Annotated in this window: 25 protein-coding genes; 15 read left to right on the top strand and 10 right to left on the bottom strand. The window is 47.1% G+C overall.

What is annotated here, in order from left to right:
* Positions 1-37 precede the first annotated feature (37 nt).
* The 3 genes from BMW79_RS25050 to BMW79_RS25040 all read right to left on the bottom strand — a co-directional run bounded on the left by BMW79_RS25050 (position 38) and on the right by BMW79_RS25040 (position 2339).
* A complete protein-coding gene (locus tag BMW79_RS25050) occupies positions 38-916 on the bottom strand; it encodes an NAD(P)H-binding protein (protein ID WP_089899502.1) in 879 nt (292 codons plus the stop codon).
* 92 nt (positions 917-1008) lie between these two features.
* A complete protein-coding gene (locus BMW79_RS25045; RefSeq protein WP_089899499.1) occupies positions 1009-1929 on the bottom strand; it encodes a helix-turn-helix domain-containing protein in 921 nt (306 codons plus the stop codon).
* Between the two features lie 8 nt (positions 1930-1937).
* Entirely contained in the window at positions 1938-2339 is a 402-nt protein-coding gene (locus tag BMW79_RS25040) for a DoxX family protein (protein ID WP_089899496.1), read from the bottom strand.
* Between the two features lie 126 nt (positions 2340-2465).
* On the opposite strand from BMW79_RS25040, the gene BMW79_RS25035 reads away from it, so the two are divergent.
* Entirely contained in the window at positions 2466-2804 is a 339-nt protein-coding gene (locus BMW79_RS25035; RefSeq protein ID WP_089899493.1) for a winged helix-turn-helix transcriptional regulator, read from the top strand.
* On the opposite strand, the gene BMW79_RS25030 is transcribed toward BMW79_RS25035, so the two are convergent.
* Positions 2805-3179 (bottom strand): winged helix-turn-helix transcriptional regulator, encoded by a 375-nt coding sequence (locus tag BMW79_RS25030; protein WP_089899489.1) that lies wholly within the window; start codon positions 3177-3179, stop codon positions 2805-2807.
* A gap of 138 nt (positions 3180-3317) precedes the next feature.
* On the opposite strand from BMW79_RS25030, the gene BMW79_RS25025 reads away from it, so the two are divergent.
* The 3 genes from BMW79_RS25025 to BMW79_RS25015 all read left to right on the top strand — a co-directional run bounded on the left by BMW79_RS25025 (position 3318) and on the right by BMW79_RS25015 (position 7256).
* Positions 3318-4070 carry an SDR family NAD(P)-dependent oxidoreductase gene (locus BMW79_RS25025; RefSeq protein WP_089899485.1) on the top strand — a complete coding sequence of 251 codons (753 nt, stop codon included), beginning with the start codon at positions 3318-3320 and terminating at the stop codon, positions 4068-4070.
* Between the two features lie 334 nt (positions 4071-4404).
* Entirely contained in the window at positions 4405-6258 is a 1854-nt protein-coding gene (locus tag BMW79_RS25020) for a tetratricopeptide repeat protein (RefSeq protein ID WP_143059267.1), read from the top strand.
* Positions 6259-6377: 119 nt separating this feature from the next.
* Positions 6378-7256 carry a serine hydrolase gene (locus BMW79_RS25015; protein WP_089899477.1) on the top strand — a complete coding sequence of 293 codons (879 nt, stop codon included), beginning with the start codon at positions 6378-6380 and terminating at the stop codon, positions 7254-7256.
* Here BMW79_RS25015 and BMW79_RS25010 read toward each other — a convergent pair.
* A complete protein-coding gene (locus tag BMW79_RS25010; RefSeq protein WP_089899473.1) occupies positions 7220-8773 on the bottom strand; it encodes a hypothetical protein in 1554 nt (517 codons plus the stop codon). The two genes, BMW79_RS25015 and BMW79_RS25010, sit on opposite strands and share 37 nt — an antisense overlap.
* Positions 8774-8963: 190 nt before the next feature.
* On the opposite strand from BMW79_RS25010, the gene rbsK reads away from it, so the two are divergent.
* The 5 genes from rbsK to BMW79_RS24985 all read left to right on the top strand — a co-directional run bounded on the left by rbsK (position 8964) and on the right by BMW79_RS24985 (position 16961).
* Positions 8964-9905, top strand: coding sequence for a ribokinase (gene rbsK / locus BMW79_RS25005; protein ID WP_089899470.1), 942 nt, complete (start codon positions 8964-8966; stop codon positions 9903-9905).
* A 43-nt stretch (positions 9906-9948) separates the two neighbouring features.
* Complete coding sequence (locus BMW79_RS25000; protein WP_089899467.1) at positions 9949-13092, top strand: SusC/RagA family TonB-linked outer membrane protein; 3144 nt, start codon at positions 9949-9951, stop codon at positions 13090-13092.
* 18 nt (positions 13093-13110) lie between these two features.
* Positions 13111-14850 (top strand): RagB/SusD family nutrient uptake outer membrane protein, encoded by a 1740-nt coding sequence (locus tag BMW79_RS24995; protein ID WP_089899464.1) that lies wholly within the window; start codon positions 13111-13113, stop codon positions 14848-14850.
* Between the two features lie 70 nt (positions 14851-14920).
* The gene (locus BMW79_RS24990; protein ID WP_089899461.1) at positions 14921-15940 is read left to right on the top strand and encodes a nucleoside hydrolase; all 1020 of its coding nucleotides are present in this window, start codon (positions 14921-14923) and stop codon (positions 15938-15940) included.
* 19 nt (positions 15941-15959) lie between these two features.
* A complete protein-coding gene (locus tag BMW79_RS24985; RefSeq protein ID WP_089899458.1) occupies positions 15960-16961 on the top strand; it encodes a multidrug DMT transporter permease in 1002 nt (333 codons plus the stop codon).
* Positions 16962-17119: 158 nt separating this feature from the next.
* On the opposite strand, the gene BMW79_RS24980 is transcribed toward BMW79_RS24985, so the two are convergent.
* Positions 17120-17773: a GNAT family N-acetyltransferase gene (locus tag BMW79_RS24980; RefSeq protein ID WP_089899455.1), complete on the bottom strand. Its 654-nt coding sequence runs from the start codon at positions 17771-17773 to the stop codon at positions 17120-17122.
* 89 nt (positions 17774-17862) lie between these two features.
* On the opposite strand from BMW79_RS24980, the gene BMW79_RS24975 reads away from it, so the two are divergent.
* A complete protein-coding gene (locus tag BMW79_RS24975) occupies positions 17863-19089 on the top strand; it encodes an MFS transporter (protein WP_089899452.1) in 1227 nt (408 codons plus the stop codon).
* Here BMW79_RS24975 and budA read toward each other — a convergent pair.
* Together budA and BMW79_RS24965 are read right to left on the bottom strand one after the other, a co-directional pair.
* Positions 19082-19879 (bottom strand): acetolactate decarboxylase, encoded by a 798-nt coding sequence (budA, locus tag BMW79_RS24970; RefSeq protein ID WP_177192320.1) that lies wholly within the window; start codon positions 19877-19879, stop codon positions 19082-19084. The genes BMW79_RS24975 and budA overlap by 8 nt on opposite strands.
* A gap of 61 nt (positions 19880-19940) precedes the next feature.
* Positions 19941-20504 carry an SMI1/KNR4 family protein gene (locus BMW79_RS24965; RefSeq protein WP_089899446.1) on the bottom strand — a complete coding sequence of 188 codons (564 nt, stop codon included), beginning with the start codon at positions 20502-20504 and terminating at the stop codon, positions 19941-19943.
* 395 nt (positions 20505-20899) lie between these two features.
* Between BMW79_RS24965 and BMW79_RS24960 the strand changes: the two genes are divergently transcribed.
* Entirely contained in the window at positions 20900-21370 is a 471-nt protein-coding gene (locus BMW79_RS24960) for a hypothetical protein (protein ID WP_089899443.1), read from the top strand.
* Positions 21371-21436: 66 nt separating this feature from the next.
* Here BMW79_RS24960 and BMW79_RS24955 read toward each other — a convergent pair whose 3' ends face one another.
* Both BMW79_RS24955 and BMW79_RS24950 read right to left on the bottom strand, forming a co-directional pair.
* Positions 21437-21916 (bottom strand): DUF4943 family protein, encoded by a 480-nt coding sequence (locus tag BMW79_RS24955; protein WP_089899440.1) that lies wholly within the window; start codon positions 21914-21916, stop codon positions 21437-21439.
* 78 nt (positions 21917-21994) lie between these two features.
* Positions 21995-22603: a TetR/AcrR family transcriptional regulator gene (locus tag BMW79_RS24950; protein ID WP_089899438.1), complete on the bottom strand. Its 609-nt coding sequence runs from the start codon at positions 22601-22603 to the stop codon at positions 21995-21997.
* Positions 22604-22671: 68 nt separating this feature from the next.
* Here BMW79_RS24950 and BMW79_RS24945 point away from each other — a divergent pair, with 68 nt between their 5' ends.
* From BMW79_RS24945 to BMW79_RS24930, 4 genes are all read left to right on the top strand, one after another.
* Positions 22672-22866 carry a hypothetical protein gene (locus tag BMW79_RS24945; RefSeq protein ID WP_089899435.1) on the top strand — a complete coding sequence of 65 codons (195 nt, stop codon included), beginning with the start codon at positions 22672-22674 and terminating at the stop codon, positions 22864-22866.
* Positions 22863-23234, top strand: a complete 372-nt coding sequence (locus BMW79_RS24940) for a hypothetical protein (protein ID WP_089899432.1) — start codon at positions 22863-22865, stop codon at positions 23232-23234. The genes BMW79_RS24945 and BMW79_RS24940 overlap by 4 nt, the downstream gene beginning before the upstream one ends.
* A gap of 55 nt (positions 23235-23289) precedes the next feature.
* On the top strand, positions 23290-23877 hold the full coding sequence (locus BMW79_RS24935; RefSeq protein ID WP_089899428.1) for a TetR/AcrR family transcriptional regulator: 588 nt from the start codon (positions 23290-23292) through the stop codon (positions 23875-23877).
* Between the two features lie 70 nt (positions 23878-23947).
* Positions 23948-24796 carry an oxidoreductase gene (locus BMW79_RS24930; protein ID WP_089899425.1) on the top strand — a complete coding sequence of 283 codons (849 nt, stop codon included), beginning with the start codon at positions 23948-23950 and terminating at the stop codon, positions 24794-24796.
* Positions 24797-24818 lie beyond the last annotated feature (22 nt).

Genomic DNA, 24818 nt, shown 5'->3' with positions numbered 1-24818 from the left:
GTTTTTAGAACAATCTGCTGGCTTTATCAGCATATTATCAGAAAGCAGCAGCAAATTCTTTTGCGAAATCTGCCAGTTTCACGTTCCCCATTTTAACCGGCCCTTGCTTTTCATAATCACTCACTAAAGCGCCGTTATGAATACTGGCGCCCAGTTCCACCAGTTTTTCTGCAACGTGCGCTGGTACACCACGTTGTTCCAGACCGGCCAGGGCTTGTTCGTTGGTGAAGGTAACCCAGTTTAAATCCGGTTTACCAATGGCAGCACCTAAAATACGCGCGATCTCATCGGGTGTTTGTTCCTCGCTCACCACATACCGGATTTTCCTGCTGCTAGCAGCAGTGGTTAATTCTTCTGCTGCGGCTACCGCAATGTCAGCGGGAGCCACCAGCATCATCTTGTCTTCGCCGCCATAGTTGGCGCCTATAAACCCCGCTGTTTTGATCATCTCTGTAAAAGCATACAGGTTGTAATAGAAATAGCCGGGCCGCAGATGTGTAATGGCAAGATCGGATAGCGTGTTTAAGATGCCTTCTGCATAGTGTGCGCCCAGGATAAAACCTGTTCCCCGATCCAGGTGTGCGCCGTAACTGCTGAGATGCACCACCTGTTTGATGGTGGTGTGTGGCAGAACAGTGGCGTAGTTGCCGGCGATGCGGCGGTAGTAGGCCATCTGATCCACTTCGGAGAAATTGGGCGGTACCATGGCAAAAAGGGCATCGGCTTTGGCAAAAGTGGCGGCCAGGAACTCTACATCTTCCAGAGACCCAATAGCCGCGCTGGCGCCCAGGGCTTCTATATCTTTTTGTTTTTCAATTTTACTGCTGATGACGGTAACAGCATGACCTTTCTGTATTAAATCTTCCGCCAGGGGCTTGCCGATATGTCCTAATGATCCGGTGATGATAACTTTCATAATGATTTCTTTTGTGTTACAACACAAAGGTCTGCACTCCTCCCGGAAGAGAGGTAGTTGAATCTATGAATGTTGTAGCCGTTTCTAAGGAATCAGTTAAAAGACTGCCGGAATGCGAGCGGCGATAGATTTGTTTTACTCTTGAACAACTTGCTGAATGACTGCGAGTGTTCAAAGCCCAGGTCGTAGGCAATTTCACTGATGGATAGATCGGTGGTGGACAATTTTTCCTTTGCTTTTTCAATCAGTTTGTCATGGATATGCTGCTGGGTGCTTTGCCCTGTCAGCGTTTTCAGCAACCCACTTAAATAATTCGGAGAAATGTTTAAGTGATCCGCAATAGACTGAACAGAAGGAAGGCCGCTTTTTACAAGGATGTTACTGTTGAAATATTCTGTCAGCAATGCTTCCAGCCGGTGAAGGACCTGGTGGTTAGTGATTTTCCGGGTAATAAACTGCCGGTGATAAAACCGTTCTGCATAAGTGAGCAGTAGTTCTATCTGTGCTATAATAACTGGCTGACTGAAAGCATCAATATTGGAGCGGTATTCCTGTGCAATGTTTTGCATAATTCCGGTGATCATTCCTTCTTCTTTCGGGGAGAGATGTAATGCTTCATTGGTGGCGTAGCCAAAATATTCGTACCGTTTGATGCTGTTGGCCAGGGGTGTATTCCAGAGGTAATCGGGATGCACCAGGAGCATCCATCCGGAATGTTTCAGTTCTTCGCCTTCTGCTACTTCTATTTTAAATACTTGTCCGGGGCCCATAAAGGTCATAATACCTTCTTTGAAATCGTAGACCTGCTGGCCGTATTTTATTTGTCCGTTGAAGTTTCTTTTCAATGCGATGGAATAAAAATCCAGCACCAGGTGAACGGCTTTTTCGCCTGCCATGCGTTTGATAGATTCGAAGTCTATCACGCTGATCAGCGGGTGTTCCGGTTGAGGTATTTCCATAAACTGGTGGTAGTCTGCGATCGTTTTCAGCCGGTGCGGATGTATATTTTTCATGGCTTGTGTTAATTTTGACGGGGGATCCATCTGCCCCATACTATAAAAGTAGCGATAATCGCGAAAACGATGTTCACACCGATCAGTGACGCCTCTCCTCTGGCAATATGGAAGATGCCGGCGGCTATCATCAGTGCAATGATACCAATGGCAGTGAACGCCGTGAACCGTGGTTGTATGCGGAGGAGGGAGGGGAGCAGGATGCCGGTTCCGCCCAGGAGGTCGATGATACCCGTGCCTTTTACAAGTGGTACAGGAAGCTGTGCGGTCCATGGCCACATCGCGGATAATTTTGTTACGGGAAGAAATAATTTCATTGCGGCTGCCCAGATGAAACCGGCTGCCAGTAATGCCTGTGCAGCCCACAGTGCCCATAGAACGAGTTTGGAATGCTTTTGTTGAGATGTCATAGTCTGATCCGTTTTAGGGCAACAAAAGTATTTATATTTGCAGGCGCCGGGCAAATGCTACCCTGCCGGATAGCGCTATCTACTGGGATAGTAATGTGCAGTCATCAATTGTTAAATCAACATGCAATGCTTACAACAGGAGGATGTCCTAAGAATATATTATCGATAAAAGATGCGCTGGAAGCGCTGGAAGGGAAATGGAAGTTGTTAATCCTGTTCACCCTTTCCGCAGGTCCCCGCCGGTTTAAGCAGATTTCAAAAGAGGTAAACGGTATCTCTGACAGAACGTTGTCGAAAGAATTGAAAAGCCTGGAAGAAAATAAACTGGTGACAAGAGCGGTGCACGATACTTTTCCGCCAACTGTGGAATATGCGATCACGCCGCACGGGAAATCGCTGGAAACAGTAATGGAAGCATTGCATTACTGGGGGCTGGCGCATCGCAAGGAGGTGATAGGGAAATGATTACACGCTCTCGCTGACACTTTTTGTAAAGCTCCGGTGTTTGCCTCCCCATTCGCTTAATTGTTGAAAAATAGGCCCGAAAGCCATTCCCATTTCTGTAAGTTCATATTCCACCCGGGGAGGTACTTCCGCGTACACCGTCCGTTTCACCAGACCATCCTGCTCCAGCGCCCGCAATTGCAGGGTGAGCATGCGTTCCGTAATCAACGGGAATTCCTTTTTCAGGTCGCTGAATCGTTGTTTTTCGTTTTCCAGCTTATTCAGGATCAGTATTTTCCACCTGCCTCCGATCTTGTTGACCGCATAGGTGAGATCACATTCCGTGATAAATGCTTCATTGCGGGTGTATGTTGAGTTTTGCTTCCTGGCTGCCATTAGTTACAAATTTGTAAGTACCGTACAATTGACCGTACCCTCCGTAAAATTAGCGGGTACCGGCTACTTTTACAAAGAAATTTTCCAGGTGGTGTTCCCGCTGAAAATTCATTTTATTCATCATCAACAGGGTAGTATATGGATCTGTATCTAAAAGGAAAAACAGCCGTGGTAACCGGCGCCAGCCAGGGATTTGGCCGGGCCATTACAAAGGAACTGGCAATAGAAGGGGTGCGCGTATTTGCCACCGCAAGAAATGAAGCGCTACTTCACAGTCTGAAAGCGGAGATCGCTGCCGCTGGTGGCGTGGAACCGGTCACGTTTATCCAGGATTTTGAAGCGCCGGAAGCGCCGCAGCAGATTGCGGCAGCGGCGCTGGTGGCCCTGGGACAGGTGGATATACTTGTTAATAATACAGGACGCAGCCGTCCGCTGGACGTGATCGGTGCAGAAGAGGAGTGGCGCGCAGGCATGACGCTCGACTTCGACCGGCATCGCCAACTGACGCAACAGCTGCTGCCACAAATGATGGAACGTAAAAGCGGTGTTGTTCTCAATGTGATCAGCAGTTATGAGTTACGCACTATCAACGCCTCCGCCGTGGCGAAAGGGGCGATAGTGGTCTGGTCCAAGCAGTTGGCAGGAGAGTTGGGGCAGTATGGTATTCGGGTCAACTGCCTGCAACCGGGGCTGATAGACACGGCGAATATCCGGCGTTTCTTTACGGACGAAGCCCGGGCGGCATTTGCGGCGCGTGAAATTCCGCTGGGTGATTTTGGCGCGGCGCAGGATGTAGCAGATATGGTAACGTTCCTGGTATCGCCAAGAGCGAAGTATATCACGGGTACGGTGGCGGTAGTAGATGGAGGGATGCGTCATCATCCGTTTTGATGGGTATGTTGTATAGGTTGAAACCGTCCATTCCGCAGGAGTGGACGGTTTCATTTTGGGTAGCTACCTGGAAACCGGTAGTGTTGCTGCGGAGGGGATTCTTTGTATCATGGGATGAGGAGGTAAAAGGCAACTCCCCGGGCATTTCAGCAGCTACCCGGAAACAGGTAGGTAGTTGTATGGGGTGTAGAAAATCCTGTCAGTGTTTGATATTTTATACTTTATATTTGCGCGCAAAATATCTTTGTTAATCAAGTCAAATCATATCTGATCACGCGGGTATCCTTAGGAGCCCGATATTTATTAAAGCCAATTATTTTTAACTCATTGTCACGTGAAGCGAATAGTAAACCTGTTTTCAATTTTAATTACGACCAGCTGTTTTACGTTATCAGCATCGGGCCAGCATGCCACCTCAGAAAATGCCGCCAGCCTGTTTATGGAGGCGCAATTTGCAAAAGCAAAGAGTTTATCCGGAGAGGCCATGCAGGCCGACCGTAAAGATGCGCTGGCCTATGCCATTCATGCGCGCACACTGATGGTAGATAATGATTTATCAACCGCGCAGGTGGAACTGCTGGAAGCCATCCGGTTAAGTCCGGGTAATGGCGTGTATTATGCTTTTCAGGCTGCCTGTTATCAGTTTCAGAATAACCCGGCCCAGGCTGCTAAGATCAATGAAAAAGCATTACAGCTGTTGGCATCGCCTAAAACCGCCCTCGAATACTATGCCCGTGGGATTGTAGAGGAAAGCATGAAGAAAGAAGATGCCGCGCTGGCAGATTATTCAAAATCCATAGAATTGAATTCCCGCCTGGCATTGTCTTATGTAAAACGCGGCAAAATATATGCTAAGCGCAAACTGGATGATATCGGCGAATACAGTAAAGCGATTGCTATCAACCCGGCATATGGCGGGGCATATTTTACCCGGGCCAATTCCTACTACGATAAACAACAATACGATCCCGCTATTGCTGATTATTCCAAAGTAATATTGCTGGATCCAAAAGATGTGGATGCGTATTTCAACCGTGGAGTGATGTACAAGAAAAAAGGGATGTACGATCCGGCGCTGGCAGATTACGCCAGGGTGATCGAACTGTCGCCCAAAGATGCTTCCATTTATGGTAACCGTGGCAATATTTACCTGCTGACAGAAAAGCCTGATCAGGCTTTTAACGATTATTCAAAAGCCATTGAACTGGATCCGAATTCGGCGCTGTACCGGGTGAGCCGTGCCAGTGTTTATCTGCGCTGGGAGCAATGGGATGCGGCGTTTAATGACTATAATAAAGCCATTCAGCTTGATCCGAAGAATGCGGACGCTTACCTGGAACGGGGTAATATTTACCTGAACCAAAAGCAGCAACCGGAACTGGCATTTGCTGATTTCAATAAGGTTGTTGAAATTAATCCAAACTACTCCAACGGCTATCTCAATATGGGTGTGGTACATCACAATAAACAACAATACGCACAGGCGATCACTGATTATACCAAAGCCATTGAAACAGATCCTGCCAATCAGCTGGCGTATTTTAACCGTGCCGATGCATACGAATCGATTGGCAATATTAAACAAGCCAATATCGACCGTAAAAAATACGCAGACCTGGGAGGCAAATTACAAGCGTCGGGCGGAAAAACAAGGCAGGAAATCTTTCCACAGGGAACCTTTGACGCTAAACTGGCAGAAGCCGCGCTTGGCCGTGGCCTGTCAAGAATTATTGGTAAAGCCTGTACGAAAAGAGATGGACTTATATTCCCTGCCGCCGGCGTGAAAGTGATGCTGTTTCCCGTAACCCCCTACCTGGAAGAATGGTATGCGCTGAGAGATAAGAAAGAGAGCAAGAAAACCGGCGTGTATATGTCTACGGAAGCTAACAAGTACGCCATCGAAGCCATTACCAATTCCGACGGCCGCTTCTCTTTTGAAGGGTTGAAACCCGGTAAATATTTCATCCAGCTGATCCACAGCTTCAACCAGCTGAAAACAGCCAAGGTATACACCGGTTCCTATACCGCTCAGAATGGGCCGGTAATGCAAACCACTAATTACTATTATAATCAGGACTACACCGTGGCACGTGAGCAACGCCTGGAAAGATTTGTGGAGATCAAAGAAGATGGCGATACCAGGAAAGTGACCATGGCAAACGGGTTGATCAAACTCTGCGATTTTTAAAGAAGATAAGATGTAAATGCAAAGCCGCTGCAGTACTCCTGCAGCGGCTTTGTTCATTTAGGGGGCACTTATGAAATCCCATTGCTTTGTTATATCTTAAGGAAAACATTTCTTTTTGTATGTACAGATGCCTGTTGTTACTGCTCCTTGTTCCTGCGCTGGCTTTTTCACAGCAAGATCATAAGCTTGAAAAAGGCTTGAAAGAACTGATCGCCGGCTTCAATGGTGATATAGGCATTTACGTAAGAAATCTTAAAACGGGTCGTTATGCCGCCATCCATGCGGATTCCATTTTTCCTACTGCCAGTATCGTAAAAATTCCTATTCTCGTAGGCATCTTTGATAAAATGGAGCGAAACGAACTCACTTATCATCAGCCATTGTTATACCGGGACTCTATCAAATACGGCGGCTCCGGGCTGATGCAGTTTTTTAAAGACAGCACTGCTACAGAACTGAGTGTATTGCTGGCTTTAATGATGTCTTACAGCGACAATACGGCGTCTATCTGGAACCAGTCGCTCGCCGGCGGCGGGCAACGGATCAATGAATTGATGGCGCAATACGGATTGAATGTTACCCGTGTTAACTCACGCACCCCGGGCCGGGCAGACATCTGGAAGATATATGGCTGGGGGATGACCACGCCCCGCGAAATGGCAGAACTGGTAGTGAAGATCCGCAATGGAGAAGTGATCAGCAAGGCCGCCAGCGAAAGAATGTATCGTCTGATGACGCACGGCTATTATGATGAAGGGGCGCTTTCCCGTATTCCGCCTTATGTGCAGGCTGCGCATAAAACCGGATCTGTGGATGAGTCCAGATCGGAAGTTGTACTTGTGAATGCGCCGCACGGCGATTATGTTTTTTATGCAGGCACAAAGAATAATAAAGACCAGCGCTGGACAGATGATAATGAGGCGCAGGTACTCATCCGTAATATTTCAGCATGGTTGTGGAACTATTTTGAGCCTTCTTCCCGCAAAGCTGTTAAATGAACCCGTTTCTTTTTTAAACGCGTTTCCGGCTGATGCCCGAATTTGCCTTTTATCCAGCCACTGAAATCAAAATACTTCTGTAACTGCATTTCAAATTTATCTTTTTCAATTGCCTGCAGCACCGGGGAAATCTTCTCCCACAGCAACTGGTTCTTCTGCGGCGAATTCAGATCCGGACTGGCTTTGATAGTTTTGAAGATCATATTTTCCACCTTTAGCTTTACTCCGCTGTACTGGAAAGCGCGTTTAAATGACCTGATTTCATAATCGAGGTAATCGAAATTGCTGGCTTCATAGTGGATCAGGATACTGAGCAAACGGGATACCCGGTAAATAACTGACTGATAGCTGGCTTTGCCGATTAATACGATCTCATTGATATATTTTTGGGCTTTTTTGAAATGGCCGCCTTTAAAATAGACGAGTCCAAAACAAAAGAATAACTCACATTGCCGCTCTTCATCCACCTGCCCGTAAGCTTTTAGCAGGCTGATATCACACTGTTCAATGTATGCTGTTGCCGCATTTATCTGATCAGTTCCCATCAACCATACCAACTGGTAGATCATCACTGTTTTACGTACCATAAACAAAAAGTACTCGGGATAGCTTTTATCTTCCAGTAATTCCAGTTTTTGTACGTAGAAGGACATCTCTTCATAACGCCCTGTGGTACGAAGGCTATCGAGAATACCATCCAGCGCAGAGTGATAATCCAGCGGGGGATGATGCCACAGTACCCTGTTTTTTTCAAACAATCCGTTGAGCTGGTAAAATGTTTTCAATGCCGACGTATAGTCGCCTATGTTAGTGAAAAAGGAAGATTGAAACAGCAGGTGCAGCTTCCGTGATTCCAGGCTGTTCTTGGTTTTGGCATTTACGATGCTCATTTCACTGAGCAGCAGGTCGTTCAGGTGCTTTTTCTCTGCCTCAGAAATAGCTTTACCGGTATGCAGTAAACGATAACGGAGCAATTCATAGAGGGAATAGTGCTCGTGCGTATTACGTATATCCTTGATGGTGTTTCTGGCTTTCATCTGCAATTCTACCAGCTTGTTTTCGTTGACACCTGGAAAATTGAATTCTGTCAGGTAGTTGAGTTCATCCCGGCAGAGCAGGTATTCAATAAATTGCTCCTGTGTGCGGGCGGCAGTCTGTTTCAGCTTCTTCAGTTCTTTATAACCTTCTTCCGGTAGGTTCCGTTCCTTCAGGATGTGTACACGCATGATGCCATGGAGCAGCTGAAAGAGATCATCTTCTCCCGTACGGGATTGTATCAGGCAATCTGTCAGCAATTTTAATAAATACCTGGCGGCATTATCAATGGATACGCGTGTATGAAAACGGCTGAACTGCTCCTGCAGCATTTCTGTTGTGATCATATCATGCTGATCAATCAGGTCAAACAAGGTGAGATATTCTTTTTCTCCTTCATGTTTCCGTGTATATAATTTAAAACGTCGTTTTTCTGATTTTGATAAAGACTTTACTAATCGGATAACGGCAGCCTGCGACATAACGGGATAATTTTGAAATTACGGGAATCTGGAAAAATGACGAATTAGATAGTGTTGATTATCAGTTATCTATAATGTAATTAGTATTGGTTGTTCACTGTTAGAATACAGGAAAATAATAAAAAAAGGTCAAAATGAGAATCCTTTACCTAATATTTTTACTTCAACAGCAAGATAGAAAAACAAACATATGGACATTAAAAAAATCGTTGTAGTCGGCAGCACTAATATGGATATGGTGGTGAAGACAAGTCATATACCGGTACCCGGAGAAACAGTGCTTGGCGGTTCGTTTTTTATGAACCCTGGTGGCAAAGGAGCTAACCAGGCCGTTACCGTAGCGCGTTTAGGCGGAGATGTACACTTTATCTCGAAGGTAGGCAATGATGTTTTCGGAAAACAATCGTCTCAGTTATTTGAAGAAGAAGGTATCAATACCTTTTATGTATTGTCGGATGATGAACTGCCTTCAGGGGTAGCCCTGATTACCGTAGACGAAGCGGGAGAAAATAGTATAGTGGTGGCATCCGGGGCCAATGGCAATCTTTACCCCGATGACCTGAAAGACGCGTTAAGTATTATTGCCGGCGCCGGTTTTCTGCTCATGCAGCTGGAGATCCCGATGGATACGGTTCGCTTTGTGGCAGATTATGCCGCATCCAAAGGCGTAAGCGTGATCCTGAATCCTGCACCGGCTAATACGCTCAGTCCGGGTCTGCTGAATTGTATAGATATTATTACGCCGAACAAAAAAGAGGCAGAAATGCTGTCGGGCATTAAGGTGACCAATATAGAAAGCGCGAAGAAAGCGGCGAAAGCGATCTATGGTATGGGCGTGAAAAATGTGGTGGTGACGATGGGGCCATTGGGAGCCGTGATTTGCCAGGAGGGAAAAATACTGGTGATTCCGGCGCAGAAAGTAGAAGCAGTTGATACCACCGCTGCGGGTGATGTGTTTAACGGTGCATTGGCCGTAGCCTTATCCGAAGGGAAAACTTTTCCGGAAGCAGTACAATTTGCCAGTATGGCCGCTGCTATCTCCGTTACCAGGATGGGGGCGCAATCCTCTATTCCCTATCGCAATGAATTTATTGCTGTCAGCTCAAAGATAGAAGGTTCAATAAACGAATGAATGCACGTATGACTTAAAGTTAAATCAACCAAATCCACCCGTTATGAAGATAAGACTACTCTGGAGGCTTACCAGCCTCTCTGTGAGCGCTATGCTCATTGGCCAGCTGCCATTATATGCTTACCGGGGGTATCCGCCTCCCGTTGTCAACATCCCCGGCATCGTTGCGCCGGCGGAAAAAGTAACCGGACTGGTAACGGATAGCCAGGGCCAGCCGGTACCCGGTGTAACCGTTGCCGTTAGGGGTACTTCCACTGGTACCACTACCGACGAAAAAGGGCGGTTTACAATACAGGTAACTCCGCAACAAATTATTGTGTTTTCTTACATCGGGTTTCAAAACCAGGAGATTGTTTATAAAGGACAACCCAACCTGTCTGTTACCTTACTGGCATCTTCTACGCAGTTGAATGAAATTGTAACAGTAGGATACCAGACGCAAAGAAAAGTAGACCTTACCGGTGCGGTATCGGTGGTATCTATTGACAATCTGAAAAATGCACCTACAGCTAATCCGATTCAATCATTACAGGGGCAGGTGCCCGGGTTGATCATTACTACCAGTGGCGATCCCAGTGGTGCCGCTACTGTTCGCATCCGGGGTGTGAATACACTGAACAACAACGATCCGCTCTATATCATTGACGGGGTACCTACCAAGTCGAGCGCGTTTCAGATCCTGAATGCCGAAGATATTGAATCGATCCAGGTGTTGAAAGATGCTTCCTCTGCCGCTATCTACGGCGCCCGTTCTTCGAATGGCGTTATTATCGTCACCACCAAACAGGCAAACGTCAGCAAAACGGTATTTAATTTCAGCTCGCAACTCACCCATTCAAAATACGTAACCGCCCCGCCTTTGCTGAACACCATGGAGCGTGCAAAGGTACAGTGGCAGGCCACTATCAATGATGGATTGAACCCGGATGATATTCCTTTTGTGAAATACGACTGGGGAAGAAATCCCGATGGTACCGCTGTGCTCAGGGGTATTACTATTCCGGATGAACTGGCACCCGGTGTACCTTCCGCCAATACCGACTGGTTCGACGCTATTACCCGCCCGGGGCTGATACAGGAATACAACCTGTCGCTCTCCAGTGGCAGTAAAAATGGCGGTGCATTTATGTCGCTTGGCTATCTGAAGGATAATTATATCGAGCGGTTTAAAGACTTTCAGAAACTTTCCTTGCGCGTGAATTCGCACCATCAGTTCCTGGATGGAAGGATAAAGATCGGTGAAAATCTTACGATCACCAATGGCATCAATAACGGGGACGCCACTACGACTGCCTTTGCAGATGCACTTCAACTCCAGCCTGTGTTGCCGGTAAAATTACCCAATGGCGAATACTCCGGCCCGGTAAACGGCAGTTTTGTGGATCATCCTAACTCCTTGATGACTCTGGATCTGAACAAATGGGACCAGGTGAATGCATTGAACATTTTTGGTAATGTATACGCCAACGTATCTATCCTGAAAAACCTGAAATTAAATGCCTCTTTAGGGGTAGAACATGCGAATACAGAGATACGTGACATACAACGGAAATTTGCTACCGGCTTTATCAGTCGTACCGTAAACTCACTGAAAAATTCAAAATCAGAAGAGTTCAACTGGAACCTCAATACCACGCTGCAATACTCCCTGGATGTAAACAGGCACAGGGCTACTTTCCTGGCGGGGAGCGAAGCTGTAAGAAATAATTATGCGATCAATTCTACCTATAAAGAGAATTTCGCGCTGGAAACGCTGGATTATTTTGTAGAGAACGCGGGCAGCGGTAACCAGACCGTTGGAGGTAGTGCTGCGGGCTTTTCTTTGCTGTCTTACTTCGGAAAGGTGAACTATTCCTACGACAGCAGATATCTGTTTTCTGCTACCCTGCGCTACGACGGTTCTTCCAGGTTTGGGAAAAACAACCGCTTTGGTACCTTTCCCGCTGTATCTGCCGGATGGAGAATTAATGAAGAACATTTTATCAGGGATAATACCCGTATTATTTCTGATTTGAAACTCCGGGCAGGGTGGGGCAGAACCGGTAACCAGGAAATTTCCAATACGGCCCGCTACGGTCTGTTTGAAACATACTACGGTCTGGGAGCGATGCCTTTTACCTCCGACAATGGCACTGCCTACGATATTGCCGGCGCCGATTCCGGGCCACTGGCTTCCGGCTTCCGGCAGATTCAGAACGGCAATGATAATCTCCGCTGGGAATCGACAACCGAACAGAATATCGGGTTGGATGTGGGTTTATTTGAACAGAAGTTAACGGCTTCTTTCGATTATTTTAACCGTGCTACAAAAGACATCCTCATTTCACCCGCCTACCTGGCGGCCCAGGGAGAAGGTGGTACACAATTCGTGAATGGGGCTGCTGTGAAAACAAAAGGCTTTGAAATAGCTGTCAGCTACAAGGATCAGGTGGGCGCCTTCAATTATGCAGTGACCGGCAACGTAGGCCATTACCTCGACAGGATCACGGACCTGCCTGAAAACGTGGTACATTCCTACCCTGGCAACTCAGAGCAAACTATACTGGGACGATCCATGAATTCTATTTTCGGATACGTGGCAGATGGCCTCTTCCAGAATCAGAAAGAGGTAGACAACAGCGCCGACCAACCGGGGAAAGGCATCGGTCGTATCCGGTACGCAGATCTAAACAACGATGGCGTCATCAATACTCTGGATCAACGCTACCTCGGGGTAGCAGCGCCCCTGTATTCCTTCGGCTTAAATCTTCAGGGCGAATACAAAGGATTCACACTATCCATCTTTTTCCAGGGAGTAGCGGGTATCTCAGTATATGATGAACGTAAAAGGTTTTCTGATTTCACGGATTTGTGGGCAGGCACCAACTATGGTAAACGTACCCTGGATGCCTGGACACCGGAAAACACCACTTCTACTATCCCTGCGGTAACGCTGTCTGATAACAACAATGAAGGAAGACAATCGTCGTACTTCATTGCCAGCGGTGCCTATGTGAAGCTGAGAGAGGTCAGCCTCGGCTATCTCATCAAAAATATCCGGCACTTAAACCCGGTCAGGGTATATGTAACCGGACAAAATCTCCTGACGATGAAAGGCAGGTCTTTTACCTCACCTGATCCTGAAGACTCTGGCTATGGCTTTCCCCGTCCGAGGAAGATCACCTTCGGATTCAATTTATCCTTTTAAATGTTAAACAGCAGCGTTATGAAACATTATATAAAATTGAGCCTGTTATATATCAGCCTGGTTTGCATGTTAGCATCCTGCAGCAAATTTCTGAATGTGCCACCCAAAGGTGTGGTGGGAGCCGATGATCTCAATACGCCTGAAAACGTAGAGAAACTGGTGATCGCCGCTTATGCAAGTCTTGGTAACGACCACTGGGAGGTACCTTATACCAGCGCCTGGGTATATGGGAGTGTGCGTTCAGACGATGCCTATAAAGGAGGCCTCGGTACGGCCGACCAGGGAGAGTTTACCCAATACGAAGTATTCTCTACCATCCAGGAAAACCAAAGTCGTGGTAACCTGTTATGGACCCGGCTTTTTATAGGGGTACAACGTGCCAATCTGGCTTTGAAAGGGATTAACAGGTTAAGCGACGGGGATTATCCTTCAAAAGCGTTGCGACGCGCCGAAATGAGATTTATTCGTGGCCATTTTTATTTCCTGTTAAAAAGTCACTTTAAAAAAGTACCGTATATCGATGAGACGTTATCAACAGACAGCATCAACACGGTGTCTAATGTGCAATACGGCAATGACGAGTTATGGAATAAGATAGCAGCAGATTTCAGGGATGCTGCAGACAACCTGCCTCCGCAGGCAGAGCAGATCGGTCGTCCCAATACTTATACCGCCAGGGCTTATCTCGCTAAAACGCGCCTGTACCAGGCTTATGAGCAGGATGAACAGAACAACGTAACCCGTATTAATCCGGAGCGTTTAACGGAAGTGGTAACACTCACCAACGAGGTAATCAGTGCGGGCAAATATGATCTGTCGGATGATTATGCAAAGAATTATTTGTGGCAGTTTGAAAATGGCAAAGAGTCGCTCTTCGCGGTGCAGCGATCTTTAAACGACGGATCAGAAGTAGGTCGCATTGATATGTCTACCGCCCTGAATTACCCCATGTACCCGGCATATGGCTGTTGTTCTTTTCACCGTCCAAGTCAGAACCTGGTAAATGCTTTCCAGACCAGCGCCGACGGGTTACCCTTGTTTGAAACATTCAACAATGTGGAAATGAAGGACTCGGCTGATTTCAAGACACATTCCTTCGATCCGCGTATAGACCATACCGTTGGCTTACCCAGCCACCCGTTTAAATACCAGAATAAGATCATTTATCAGACCAGCACCTGGACGCGTGGCCCTGAACTGTACGGGCCTTTTTCCGGGATGAAATCTGTTGTGCAGGCCGATTGTCCTTGTCTTACTACGGCCAAGGGCTATGCCTATCCGGCCAGCTCCATGAATAATGATATCATTAAGTTCGACGATGTGCTGTTATGGAAAGCAGAAGCACTTATTGAGCTGGGCCGCCAGAACGAAGCCCTGGATATTATCAACTCCGTGCGTCAGCGTGCAAAGAAAAGTGTGGGCATGCTTGTGGATGCTAACGGTCATCCCTACTCGAATTATCATGTGGAGTTATATAAGCCGGGTCAGAATATCGACTGGACACAGGCCAATGCCCGCAAAGCCCTGCAATGGGAGCGGCGGCTGGAGTTTGGAATGGAAGGCAGCCGCTTCTTCGACCTTGTACGATGGGGGATTGCTGCGGAGGTGCTGAACAAATATTTTGAAGTGGAAAGTACCCGCCGGAGTTACCTGAAGATCGGCCATTTTACTAAAAACAGGGACGAGTATCTGCCGGTGCCCACACAACAGATAGATCTGAGTAATGGTCTTTATAAACAGAACAGTGGCTGGCGTTAACACATCTCCCGGAAAAAGTAAACATCAAATTATTATATTCATCTTTCTGACAATTAAAACAAACGCCTGTATGAAATTCCACAAAAAAGAATCACTGATAGCGTTGCTGTCGCTGGCCATCATCAGTTTCCTGGCCGCCTGCGCCAGTTCCGGCAATGCTAAAGAAGCCACAGACAATGCCACGGCCATTATTTTTGATTCCGATATCGGTCCTGACTACGATGACGTAGGGGCTATCGCGTTACTACATGCCCTGGCCGATTCAGGGGAGGCAAAGATCCTGGCTACCATTGCCAGTAATAAATATGAAGGCATAGCTGCGGTATTGAATGTATACAATACCTACTTCGGACGTCCGGATATACCCATCGGGGTACCTGCAGGAAACGCTGTGGCAGACCGTGATACGCAACACTGGACAGATACCATCCTGGCCAACTATCCGCATGCCATTCAAAAAAACAGCGATGTTCCTGATGCGGTAACGGTGTACAGAAAAGTGCTGTCGAAGCAGCCCGATCAGAGCGTTACCATCGTGACGGTGGGTTTTCTGACCAATCTTGATAAGCTGCTGCAATCCCCTGCGGATCAGATTTCTCCGCTCAGCGGCCGGGAACTGGTTACCAGGAAAGTAAAGCTGCTGGTGAGTATGGCGGGGAAATTTCCGGAAGGAAGGGAATACAATGTGTTTAAAGATTCCACCGCCTCAGTAGCGGTATTCAATAACTGGCCTACAAAAGTTGTCTTTTCCGGTTTTGAGATCGGCTGGAATGTAAGAACAGGTCTGCCTTTATCTCAGAATGAAAGCATTCAGCACAGTCCTGTGAAAGATGTGTTCAGGATCAGTATTCCGCAATCGAAAGATGATGCGCAGGGCAGGATGAGCTGGGATGAAACTGCGGTATTGGTGGCCGTGCGTGGTTATGCGCCCTATTATACTTTGCAGCCAGGCAAAATTAAAGTAGCCGCAGATGGCAGTAATACCTGGGACAGCACCGGCAGTGGTCATGATTACCTGGTAGAGAAGCAGTCGCCACAGGAAGTACAATCGCTCATAGAACAGCTGATGGCGCATCAGCCGAAGCAATAAAATTATAAAACCACAACGCATGTTTATTGTACAGAATTATGGTACCGCCGTTTGGTTATGTGTGGTAACGATGTTGTGCTGGGGATCCTGGGCCAATACACAGAAGCTGGCCGGGAAAACCTGGCGCTTTGAATTATTCTACTGGGACTATGTGGTAGGCATCTTATTATTTTCGCTGTTGTCGGCCTTCACACTGGGAAGTCATGGAGCGGGCGGCCGTGGTTTTCTGGCCGATCTGTCGCAGGCGGCTGCCATCAATATCGGCAGCGCACTATTGGGGGGCGTGATTTTTAATGCTGCCAACATTCTGCTTACCGCAGCTATTGCCATTGCAGGTATGTCGGTCGCTTTTCCGGTTGGTATCGGTTTGGCGCTGGTATTAGGAGTGCTGATCAATTACTTTGGCGCCGCCAAAGGTGATCCGCTGTGGCTTTTTGCTGGCGTGACACTGGTAACGGCTGCGATCATTGTGAACGCCGTGGCCTATCGTAAAACCGCAACAGAAAACAGCAAGGTATCGTCTACCGGCATCATATTGTCTATAGTAGCGGGTGTACTGATGTCTTTTTTTTACCGCTTTATTGCTGCTTCGATGGACCTGGAAGATTTTGTGCATCCTGCGGCAGGGAAAATGACACCTTATACTGCCGTATTTGTATTTTCAACGGGTATTTTTCTTAGCAATTTTTTGTTCAACACCATTCTGATGAAGCGTCCTTTTACGGGCTCTCCAACGGGATATGCTGCTTATTTCCAGGGCGGATTTTCCACGCACCTGGTGGGTGTGCTGGGTGGTGCTATCTGGGGACTGGGTAATTCACTCAGCCTGATTGCCGCCGGCAAGGCCGGTGCCGCTGTTTCTTACGGACTTGGGCAGGGGGCTACATTGGTAGCCGCGCTCTGGGGGGTGTTTGTATGGAAAGAATTCAGGCAGGCGCCCAAAGGCACCAATGGCTGGATAACAGCGATGTTCCTGCTTTTTGCGGCGGGTCTGCTGTTGATTATTTATTCCGGGAGATAGGGAAGCCAGGCTTGTTTATAAAAATGAACCAGGAAGTCGGTAAGCGCCGGCTTTCTGGTTTTTTTATTTTGAAGTTTTTGTGTTCACGTCTTGTAAGCGTTGTATGATGTAAAGGGCCAGCGTTGCACCCGGTAACAGGGCATGCGTAAAAGAGATGATCATCCAACAATCCCACCGGGGATCACCGCTGTAGTATACGGTGCATACAACTGCCAGCCCAAAGTTTCATACAATGCTCTTCCTGCACTCGTAGCTACCAATACGCCCCGGGTGATACCATTCGCCGCAGCAATACCTTCCAGGCTTTTCATGATCACCGTACCAAGGCCCCGGCGCTGATGATCGGGATGGGTAGCAATCCTGTCATAAATGACCATATTATTTACGAACACAATACGACCAATGGCAGCTTCCTGTCCGCCGGTGGTGAGCACCCTTACTACGGGAACGGACGTCTGCATATCAGTATCCAGCTGGTAACCGGCTGGGAGTTCTGCTGAAGGCCCGGTCATAGGAGTGGGGCAGATCATCATAAAGGCGGGCGATTCAATTACCCAGCGATCCGGTAGTAGGGCCCGTACTACTGCTACAGGAGCACAAACTTTCAGGAAGATCCATGGATCCCGGATCGTAGCGGCCAAATGTTGTAGCCTTTCGCCAGGACCGGCAAAAACATAACGCGTCTGTTGGTCCGGCCAGCCTACATCTACCCGAAAACCGCCATGGTCGGGAACCGGTATGGGAAGCCCCCGCGACAAAGACCAGCCGGTAAGCCAGGTTTCCAGTAATTGTGGGTCGACAACAGTGATCATGTTAAAAGATTGTTTCCACAAATAAAGATAATTGTAAGTTAATCATTAGTCCTAATTTTGCAGTCCTTGAATCACCAGCAACTGTAAAAATGACTACCAGCACTGCAACACAAACGAGAATAAAGGAAAGTAATATTGGCATTGCCACCCTCTTCGCTTTCGCGATGATTCCCATGTCGGGATTTGCAACAGACGTTTACATCCCATCACTGCCGGGAATGACCAGTGCACTGGGTATCTCCGATAGCCAGGCCCAGCTTACCCTGAGCATTTTTCTGATCAGCTACGGAGTGTCGCAGCTTTTTATCGGCGGACTCCTTGATAGCTACGGGAGGTATAAAATATCATTGGTGGCGCTGTTGATTTTTTGTCTGTCCTGTGTCACCATCGCCAATACACATAGTATCTACGTGATTTATGCCATGCGGGTATTGCATGGGATTACCATGGCGGCTATGGTGGTCAGTAAACGGGCCTTTTTTGTGGACCTGTATGCGGGAGAGAAACTAAAACATTATCTCAGCTTTTTTACAATCATCTGGTCCACCGGACCCATCATAGCGCCTTTCATTGGCGGTTACCTGGAAGTGAATTTTGGCTGGGAGTCGAATTTTTATTTCCTGGGTGGATATGCGGCAGTATTATTCCTGATGGAACTGCTTTTCAGCGGGGAAACCATTAAGCAGAAAACAGCCTTTCATCCCGAAAAGATCCTTTCAATTTACACCAGTATGATTCGTACCGGTAGTTTCACACTGGGCATTATGATGCTGGGACTGGCTTATTCCATGGTGATGGTGTACAATATGTCGGGGCCATTTATCATTGAGCATCATTTTGGTCTTTCGCCGGTCATCACCGGCTATTGCTCGCTGTTCCTGGGCTTTGCCTGGATGGTAGGAGGCTTTCTTGGCAAAGGGCTGATCAATAAGCCTTTTGTGGCAAAAATGAGTGCCAACGTGGCGTTGCAGCTGACGTCTGCCGGGGCGTTGTTGCTGTTTTTCTGGCTGTTCGGGCAATTGTGGACGGTGCTGTTGTTCGCTTTCCTGGTGCATGTAGGCGCAGGATTTACCTACAACAACTACTTCACATTTTGTTTGCAGCGATTTCCCCAAAATGCGGGGATTGCCGGTGGCCTCACCGGTGGCTTAAGTTACGTGATAGTGTCTGTTCTGAGCTATGCACTGATATATGCCTTGCCCGCCAGCAGCGGGATCAACCTGTCGCTCAGTTACGGATTGCTGATCCTCATGAGCGCAGGCGTGATGTACCGTGTGTTCGTGTTGAGTGGAAAGGAAAAGACGGATGCTATTTGATGGCGCCTCTTTCTACACTTTTAATATCTTCCTGCCGGTCTTTCTTAAAGTCGAAATGATTAAAGGCAGGTGTGGCAGGCACTTTCACCGTGTAGCTGTCGAGCGGGGAAATTTCTATGGTAATATCCCCCGTGGTCAGATCCACAATATGCCCGCCTGTATTTTTATCATCGGATAAAAAATGAAAATGATAACCGGAGATATTGGTGTTGTCCATATACACAGGTAAACGATATCCTACCAGGTCTCCACTGGTTTCTTTGAGCTGGAAAAAGCGCTGGAGATCCAGCATGCCCGCCAGTTGCGGATAAGGTTGTTCATTCACCGGTGGGAATGCCCGCGTTTTTACATTGGGGAACCTGCCTTTTACATGAATGGCATACATTCCGTTTACATTAGGCAGGAGGCTGTCGAGGTAATGATAAAAGGTGCCTTTATCCATCTGTTGCTTCACGTGCAGCACTATTGCTGCCTTGAAAAAGTTAACCATACAAAATGGAACGCGCTGTTGATGATCCAGCACTTCAAATGTTTTTCCGGTGTATTGGGTCTGGTAAATTTTTCCGTGCAGTATCAGTAACTCGCCATCCAGTTTGTCTGGCGCTCCCAGGCCAAAATCGCCCTGGTTTTTCAGGGAGTCGATAGGGTAAAACCCGTCATATAGTCCGCCCATTAATCCACTGGCCACGCCCGCTGTAAAAAGAAGGTGAACATCAGGAGAGGCATGTTTTATCTGTGCCTGCAGGAATACAGGCAGTAGGAGCAGCAGGGCTGTAAGTCTGTAATACATGTAGAAATGATGTGTAGGTGTTCCGCAAGATATAATAATAAAATTAAAGATATGAGCCTGGTCAGAGACTTCCTTCAGCCTTGAACCGTTGAGGGTAACCGGGCAGGTCATTTACCTCAAAGTATTCATCAAATGAAGCGGGCGGGGTGGTGGCGTAGTATTGGGAGATCTGTTCCAGTAGCGCCGCGAGCGAGGGTGCTATTACGTTGCGATCATCATCAGCGTGCCAGAATTCAATCAGCTGTCCGGTTGTACCGGTAAATACGCCGGTGGTATCATAGCAGATATAGTCACCTCCACCATTATGGAAAAGAGGAATCCAGCCCGCGTGCCACCAGTTGGCCACTTCAAAATCAGATCCGATCATGGAAATGTTTTCTGCCGCTGTGTCCAGGGCCTGTTCCAGTGGTACAAACAGGCTGTTATTGAGGAACGCGTCGTAGTTGTCGTCCGCTTGCCCGTTTTTCCATTTGTATAACTGTTTCAGATCATCCGGTAGCTGGCGCTGATATTGATTTTCCAGCGCCTGGATGGCGTCTTCTGTCAGCCCTTCCTGAAGGGAGGCGTAATACGCTGGTCTTGTTTGCCGGAGCTGTTGATCCAGCGTTGCGATCGTTGTTTCCATAGAAATGGAAATTACGGGTTTATTTGCTATGGAATTTGATGGCGCCAAAAAATTAACAGATGTGCTTTGGGGATAGACAGGATAATTTTGTCTGGTAGCTACTTTCTGAGGAAAACTATTTTTTTATACGCTGGTATATGATAAGTATGATGATCCGGGAAGCATAATTAGCTACTTTGTTAATCCGGTTATTAATAGATTATCATCGTTGTTATGATCCTTGTTAATCCTTTGCAGATAAGGTTTTCATGCCTATTTGTTTTTAAATAATTTTATTTAAATCCGCTGGTTGGTAAATTGTTTGTGCCGGTTTATTTTCATGCCATGCCTCCGTGATGCCGTATTTGATAACCACAAAACAATTCAACCCAAACCCTCACTTTAAATCCACAAAAATGAAGAAGTTATTTTCGCTGTCATTCGCCCTGTTGACCTGTATCGCTTTGCTGATGGTTGGTCCCGCGCAGGCTACCATGTCAAAGCATGATGTTACTGTTAAAGTCGCTGCAAAACATGCGCTCTGGTATCTGCGCAACAACTGGGTGGCTCCCGGGGCTGCCTATAGTCCTTTAATGCGTCGTGGTGATGGTGGTCTGGCCAAGATAGTGGTGATGGTAGGCACGAAGAATGTATGCCAGGGAAATTACCAGGGTGATATCTGGGCAGACAGTAATATTGGTACGCCTGCTTTTATATTCTGGAATTGTCCTTCCGGGATGAGTGATGAGAGATACTTTTATCCCGGCGATTTTATCATGGTAGAAATTCTGTCTGGTATTACCAGCGGAACCAGTATTGTACAGAAAACCCTGACTCAGGCTGATATTGACGGATACCTGATTTATATGACGGTACCCGGATATTAAACCGCATCACAGGCTATGTGGTGGGAAAATACGGCAAGGGCGTCTCCTGAGAGACGCCCTTGTATGTTAATGCCAGGAGAGAGAGGTACCTGCTAACGGAGAAATTACTTTCAGCTCTTCGGCCGGTTTATCCTTGTTTTTATTCCACCAATCTACATAGTGGGGGGCCAGTTCGGCTACGGTCAATTTACGATCCGGCGCAGTGGTGTCTCTGGCATAAGGAATACTGGATGCTCCATTGACACGCTGTAAACGGATGCTTTCAATCGTATACATGATAATCATTCCTACCTGTTGCGGTCCATAGGCGACGGCTGACAAGGAAGGAATCGGATAGTTCTGTATAACGCTGCTGTCATTTACATATTGGATCAGTACGGGGATCGCTGAGGTATCCAGTTTGGGTATAATATCGTACCTGGGATACTTGTCTGCTTTCAGCTGGGTCACATACTTCTTTGCAGCGGCGGATCCGTCATCCGCTTTGCGCTGGCAGGCATTAAAGGAAACAGCCACTACACTGAGGGCTACCAACAGGTGTTTCATATCTACAGTATTAGAAGGCCTGAATGTAGGAAAATACCTGTTTCCGGCAATTGCTATTATGCATTAAGTTTCCATGTACTATACCGGTATATTTTCCAGGGCTGCTGGTGTGAGATAGGGATAGAACATGCGAATAAACAGCTGACTGTAATGTTTTACAGCATTGCTGCCCTTAAGTCTTACCGTGAGTTCGTTATTGGATAACCAAAAATCTCCTACGATAAATATCTGCTGTACCAGCGATTCCCAGAGGTTATCCGGCAGATCTTTCCGGAAGATACCTGCTGTTTTCAGCTGTTCAAAAATGGAAAGAAATTCTTTTGTTCTGCGTTGGGTTAAAGCGTAATAATCTTTCCTGATGGAAGGAATGCGCATACTTATCTCTACGAAGTGTAAAAATATAAACCGGTATTTATAAACGAGTTCGAAGGAGCGGACAGTAGATTCAAACAATGTTTCCAGTTGTACGCTTTCCTGTGATTCCATGCCGGAGATAATTGTATCAAAACTGGTAGCCAGTTGTTCGTAGAGCGTTTTGATAATTTCATCCGTCTGTTTGAAGTGATAATGAAGATTTCCGGCACTGATACCCATTTCAGCTGCAATATGTCTGCTGGTAACAGCATGTACGCCCTGTGTATTGTACAGTTCCAGTGCGGTTTTTAGAATAATGCTCTTGGTGTCCATCTTTCAAAATTAGAACAATTGTTCTAAATAATAAAATAATTAGTACATTTGTTCTAAATAAGGAAAGTATGAACAACGAATCGTTCAACCAGGAAGACGAAAGGAAATCTTTGTTTCAGCGTTTAAGAGGAAGCATGTTTCCGGTGCAGCCTACCGATAAAGTACCTGTAAGGTTATTAAAGGACAGCGCTTTTTACCTGTTTGCAGTGATGGCATTATTGGTCACCCTGCTGCTTGGTGGCGCCATCATGTTTGTATTATGAAGCGTTTATTTGATCCTTTCATGCTTACTTATTGCAGCGCGTGGATACTTATTCATGCCTGCCGGTACTTTCATTGTCCGATCCCGTTATTAAACGGGTACCTGACCGATTTTACGGCGGTGCCGGCGATCGCGCATGTGTCGGTTACATTCATCCGGACTTATATCCTCCGGGATCAGTGTTACCGTTATCCTTTAAGTTACCTGTTGTTTATTGCTGTTTATACTGCTGTTGCCTTTGAATGGGTAATGCCCCGGTATTCAGGTGTTTATACCCGTGATAACTGGGATGTGGTGGCTTATTTTGCAGGTGGGGTATTTTATTATTTTGTGCATGGGAGAATGGTGGGAGCGGGTGTCGAAAAATAAATTTGGTAAATGACCGATAGGTCATTTACCTTTGTGTCATCATTCCATACATAAAATGACAAAAGCAGAAAAAACCAGGCAATTGATTATCGAGCAGGCGGCGCCCATTTTCAATACGAAAGGGATTGCAGCCACTGCTATGAGCGATATCATGGAGGCTACCGGCCTAGCCAAAGGAAGCTTATATGTACATTTTCAGAACAAAGAAGAGTTATCCGAAGCCGTAGTGGCTTATAACCTGGAGAAGCTCTCTTCAAAAGTGATGGCAGTGGTGAACAGGGCAGATTCCGCCCACGATAAGCTCCTGGCCTATATGGAGATCCTCAGTCACCCGCTGACGCCACCTGTAAAAGGTGGCTGCCCGATGATTAACTTCGGTGCAGAAGCAGACGACAACTTCCCCGCCATCCGGCGTAAAGTGAATAAGAGCCTGGATACCGCCCAGCAGATGATTGTTGATATCATCGAATACGGCATTGCCCGTAAAGAGTTCAAAGCCAGCTGGAACGCCCCGGAATTTGCCACCAAAATGTTTGCCATGATAGAAGGTGGTATTATCCTCTGTCGCGCTGCGGGTAGCAACAACAAAATGAAAATCATCAATCAGATTCTTAAAAAAGAAATAGAAGAACAGCTACGTTAATTTTTTTTGCCTCATAAGTGACCGATCGGTCACTTATGAGGCAAAGTATCTATCATAAAAAAACAAACAAATGAAAAATCAGAAAGTATGGTTTATAACCGGCGCCTCCAGGGGCTTCGGCTTAGATATCACCAAAGCAGCCCTGGCGGCCGGAGATAAGGTAGTGGCTACTGTGCGCAGCAAACCCGAACAACTGAAAGCGGCGTTGCAGCATTCCGATGCACTGCTGGTAGTAACGCTCGACGTAACAAACGAAGCCCAGGTGAAAACAGGTGTACAGGAAGCCATCGCGCATTTCGGAAGGATTGATGTACTCGTGAATAACGCTGGCTACGGACTGGTAGGCGCTACAGAAGAAGTATCTGACCAGGAAGTAAGAAAACAATTCGATACCAACGTATTCGGGTTGCTGAATGTAACCCGCGCGGTGCTGCCACAGATGAGGGCACAACAATCGGGTCATATCATCAATATCTCTTCCTTGTTTGGCTATGGCGCGGGTGCTCCGGGCCTGGGACTTTACGGTGCCACAAAATTTGCGGTAGAAGGCATCAGCGAGGGATTAGCGCTGGAAGTGAAACCACTGGGCATCCACGTTACCGCTCTGGCCCCTGGCATTTTCCGTACGGAATTTGCCTCTGCCGATTCTTATCAGCCTGCCGCCAATGTCCTGGAAGCATATGCCGCGACTTCCGGGCAAACAAGAAAAGGCATTAATCAGCTGCATGGCAACCAACCCGGGGATCCGGCAAAGCTGGCCCAGGTAGTGCTCCGGCTGGCAGATAGCGAACATCCTCCTTTACATGTGCCTGTTGGGAGAGATGCCATCGCTTTGGTACGCGCCAAAGCAGCAGCCACCGCACAGGAGATAGACGCATGGGAAGAAGTATCCGGAAATACGGATTTTACACAGGCATAATCCTGCATTCAAAGTAAAGGAA

Origin of the sequence: Chitinophaga arvensicola (genome assembly GCF_900110835.1) — a bacterium.
GTDB lineage: Bacteria > Bacteroidota > Bacteroidia > Chitinophagales > Chitinophagaceae > Chitinophaga > Chitinophaga arvensicola.
This window is presented reverse-complemented; position numbering and strand designations above follow the sequence as displayed.

Bases quoted from the DNA above. Each gene is read 5' to 3' on its own strand.
- BMW79_RS25050 (WP_089899502.1), bottom strand. From the start codon at position 916: ATGAAAGTTATCATCACCGGATCATTAGGACATATCGGCAAGCCCCTG.
- BMW79_RS25045 (WP_089899499.1), bottom strand. From the start codon at position 1,929: ATGAAAAATATACATCCGCACCGGCTGAAAACGATCGCAGACTACCAC.
- BMW79_RS25040 (WP_089899496.1), bottom strand. From the start codon at position 2,339: ATGACATCTCAACAAAAGCATTCCAAACTCGTTCTATGGGCACTGTGG.
- BMW79_RS25035 (WP_089899493.1), top strand. From the start codon at position 2,466: ATGCTTACAACAGGAGGATGTCCTAAGAATATATTATCGATAAAAGAT.
- BMW79_RS25030 (WP_089899489.1), bottom strand. From the start codon at position 3,179: ATGGCAGCCAGGAAGCAAAACTCAACATACACCCGCAATGAAGCATTT.
- BMW79_RS25025 (WP_089899485.1), top strand. From the start codon at position 3,318: ATGGATCTGTATCTAAAAGGAAAAACAGCCGTGGTAACCGGCGCCAGC.
- BMW79_RS25015 (WP_089899477.1), top strand. From the start codon at position 6,378: ATGTACAGATGCCTGTTGTTACTGCTCCTTGTTCCTGCGCTGGCTTTT.
- BMW79_RS25010 (WP_089899473.1), bottom strand. From the start codon at position 8,773: ATGTCGCAGGCTGCCGTTATCCGATTAGTAAAGTCTTTATCAAAATCA.
- rbsK (WP_089899470.1), top strand. From the start codon at position 8,964: ATGGACATTAAAAAAATCGTTGTAGTCGGCAGCACTAATATGGATATG.
- BMW79_RS25000 (WP_089899467.1), top strand. From the start codon at position 9,949: ATGAAGATAAGACTACTCTGGAGGCTTACCAGCCTCTCTGTGAGCGCT.
- BMW79_RS24995 (WP_089899464.1), top strand. From the start codon at position 13,111: ATGAAACATTATATAAAATTGAGCCTGTTATATATCAGCCTGGTTTGC.
- BMW79_RS24990 (WP_089899461.1), top strand. From the start codon at position 14,921: ATGAAATTCCACAAAAAAGAATCACTGATAGCGTTGCTGTCGCTGGCC.
- BMW79_RS24985 (WP_089899458.1), top strand. From the start codon at position 15,960: ATGTTTATTGTACAGAATTATGGTACCGCCGTTTGGTTATGTGTGGTA.
- BMW79_RS24980 (WP_089899455.1), bottom strand. From the start codon at position 17,773: ATGATCACTGTTGTCGACCCACAATTACTGGAAACCTGGCTTACCGGC.
- BMW79_RS24975 (WP_089899452.1), top strand. From the start codon at position 17,863: ATGACTACCAGCACTGCAACACAAACGAGAATAAAGGAAAGTAATATT.
- budA (WP_177192320.1), bottom strand. From the start codon at position 19,879: ATGTATTACAGACTTACAGCCCTGCTGCTCCTACTGCCTGTATTCCTG.
- BMW79_RS24965 (WP_089899446.1), bottom strand. From the start codon at position 20,504: ATGGAAACAACGATCGCAACGCTGGATCAACAGCTCCGGCAAACAAGA.
- BMW79_RS24960 (WP_089899443.1), top strand. From the start codon at position 20,900: ATGAAGAAGTTATTTTCGCTGTCATTCGCCCTGTTGACCTGTATCGCT.
- BMW79_RS24955 (WP_089899440.1), bottom strand. From the start codon at position 21,916: ATGAAACACCTGTTGGTAGCCCTCAGTGTAGTGGCTGTTTCCTTTAAT.
- BMW79_RS24950 (WP_089899438.1), bottom strand. From the start codon at position 22,603: ATGGACACCAAGAGCATTATTCTAAAAACCGCACTGGAACTGTACAAT.
- BMW79_RS24945 (WP_089899435.1), top strand. From the start codon at position 22,672: ATGAACAACGAATCGTTCAACCAGGAAGACGAAAGGAAATCTTTGTTT.
- BMW79_RS24940 (WP_089899432.1), top strand. From the start codon at position 22,863: ATGAAGCGTTTATTTGATCCTTTCATGCTTACTTATTGCAGCGCGTGG.
- BMW79_RS24935 (WP_089899428.1), top strand. From the start codon at position 23,290: ATGACAAAAGCAGAAAAAACCAGGCAATTGATTATCGAGCAGGCGGCG.
- BMW79_RS24930 (WP_089899425.1), top strand. From the start codon at position 23,948: ATGAAAAATCAGAAAGTATGGTTTATAACCGGCGCCTCCAGGGGCTTC.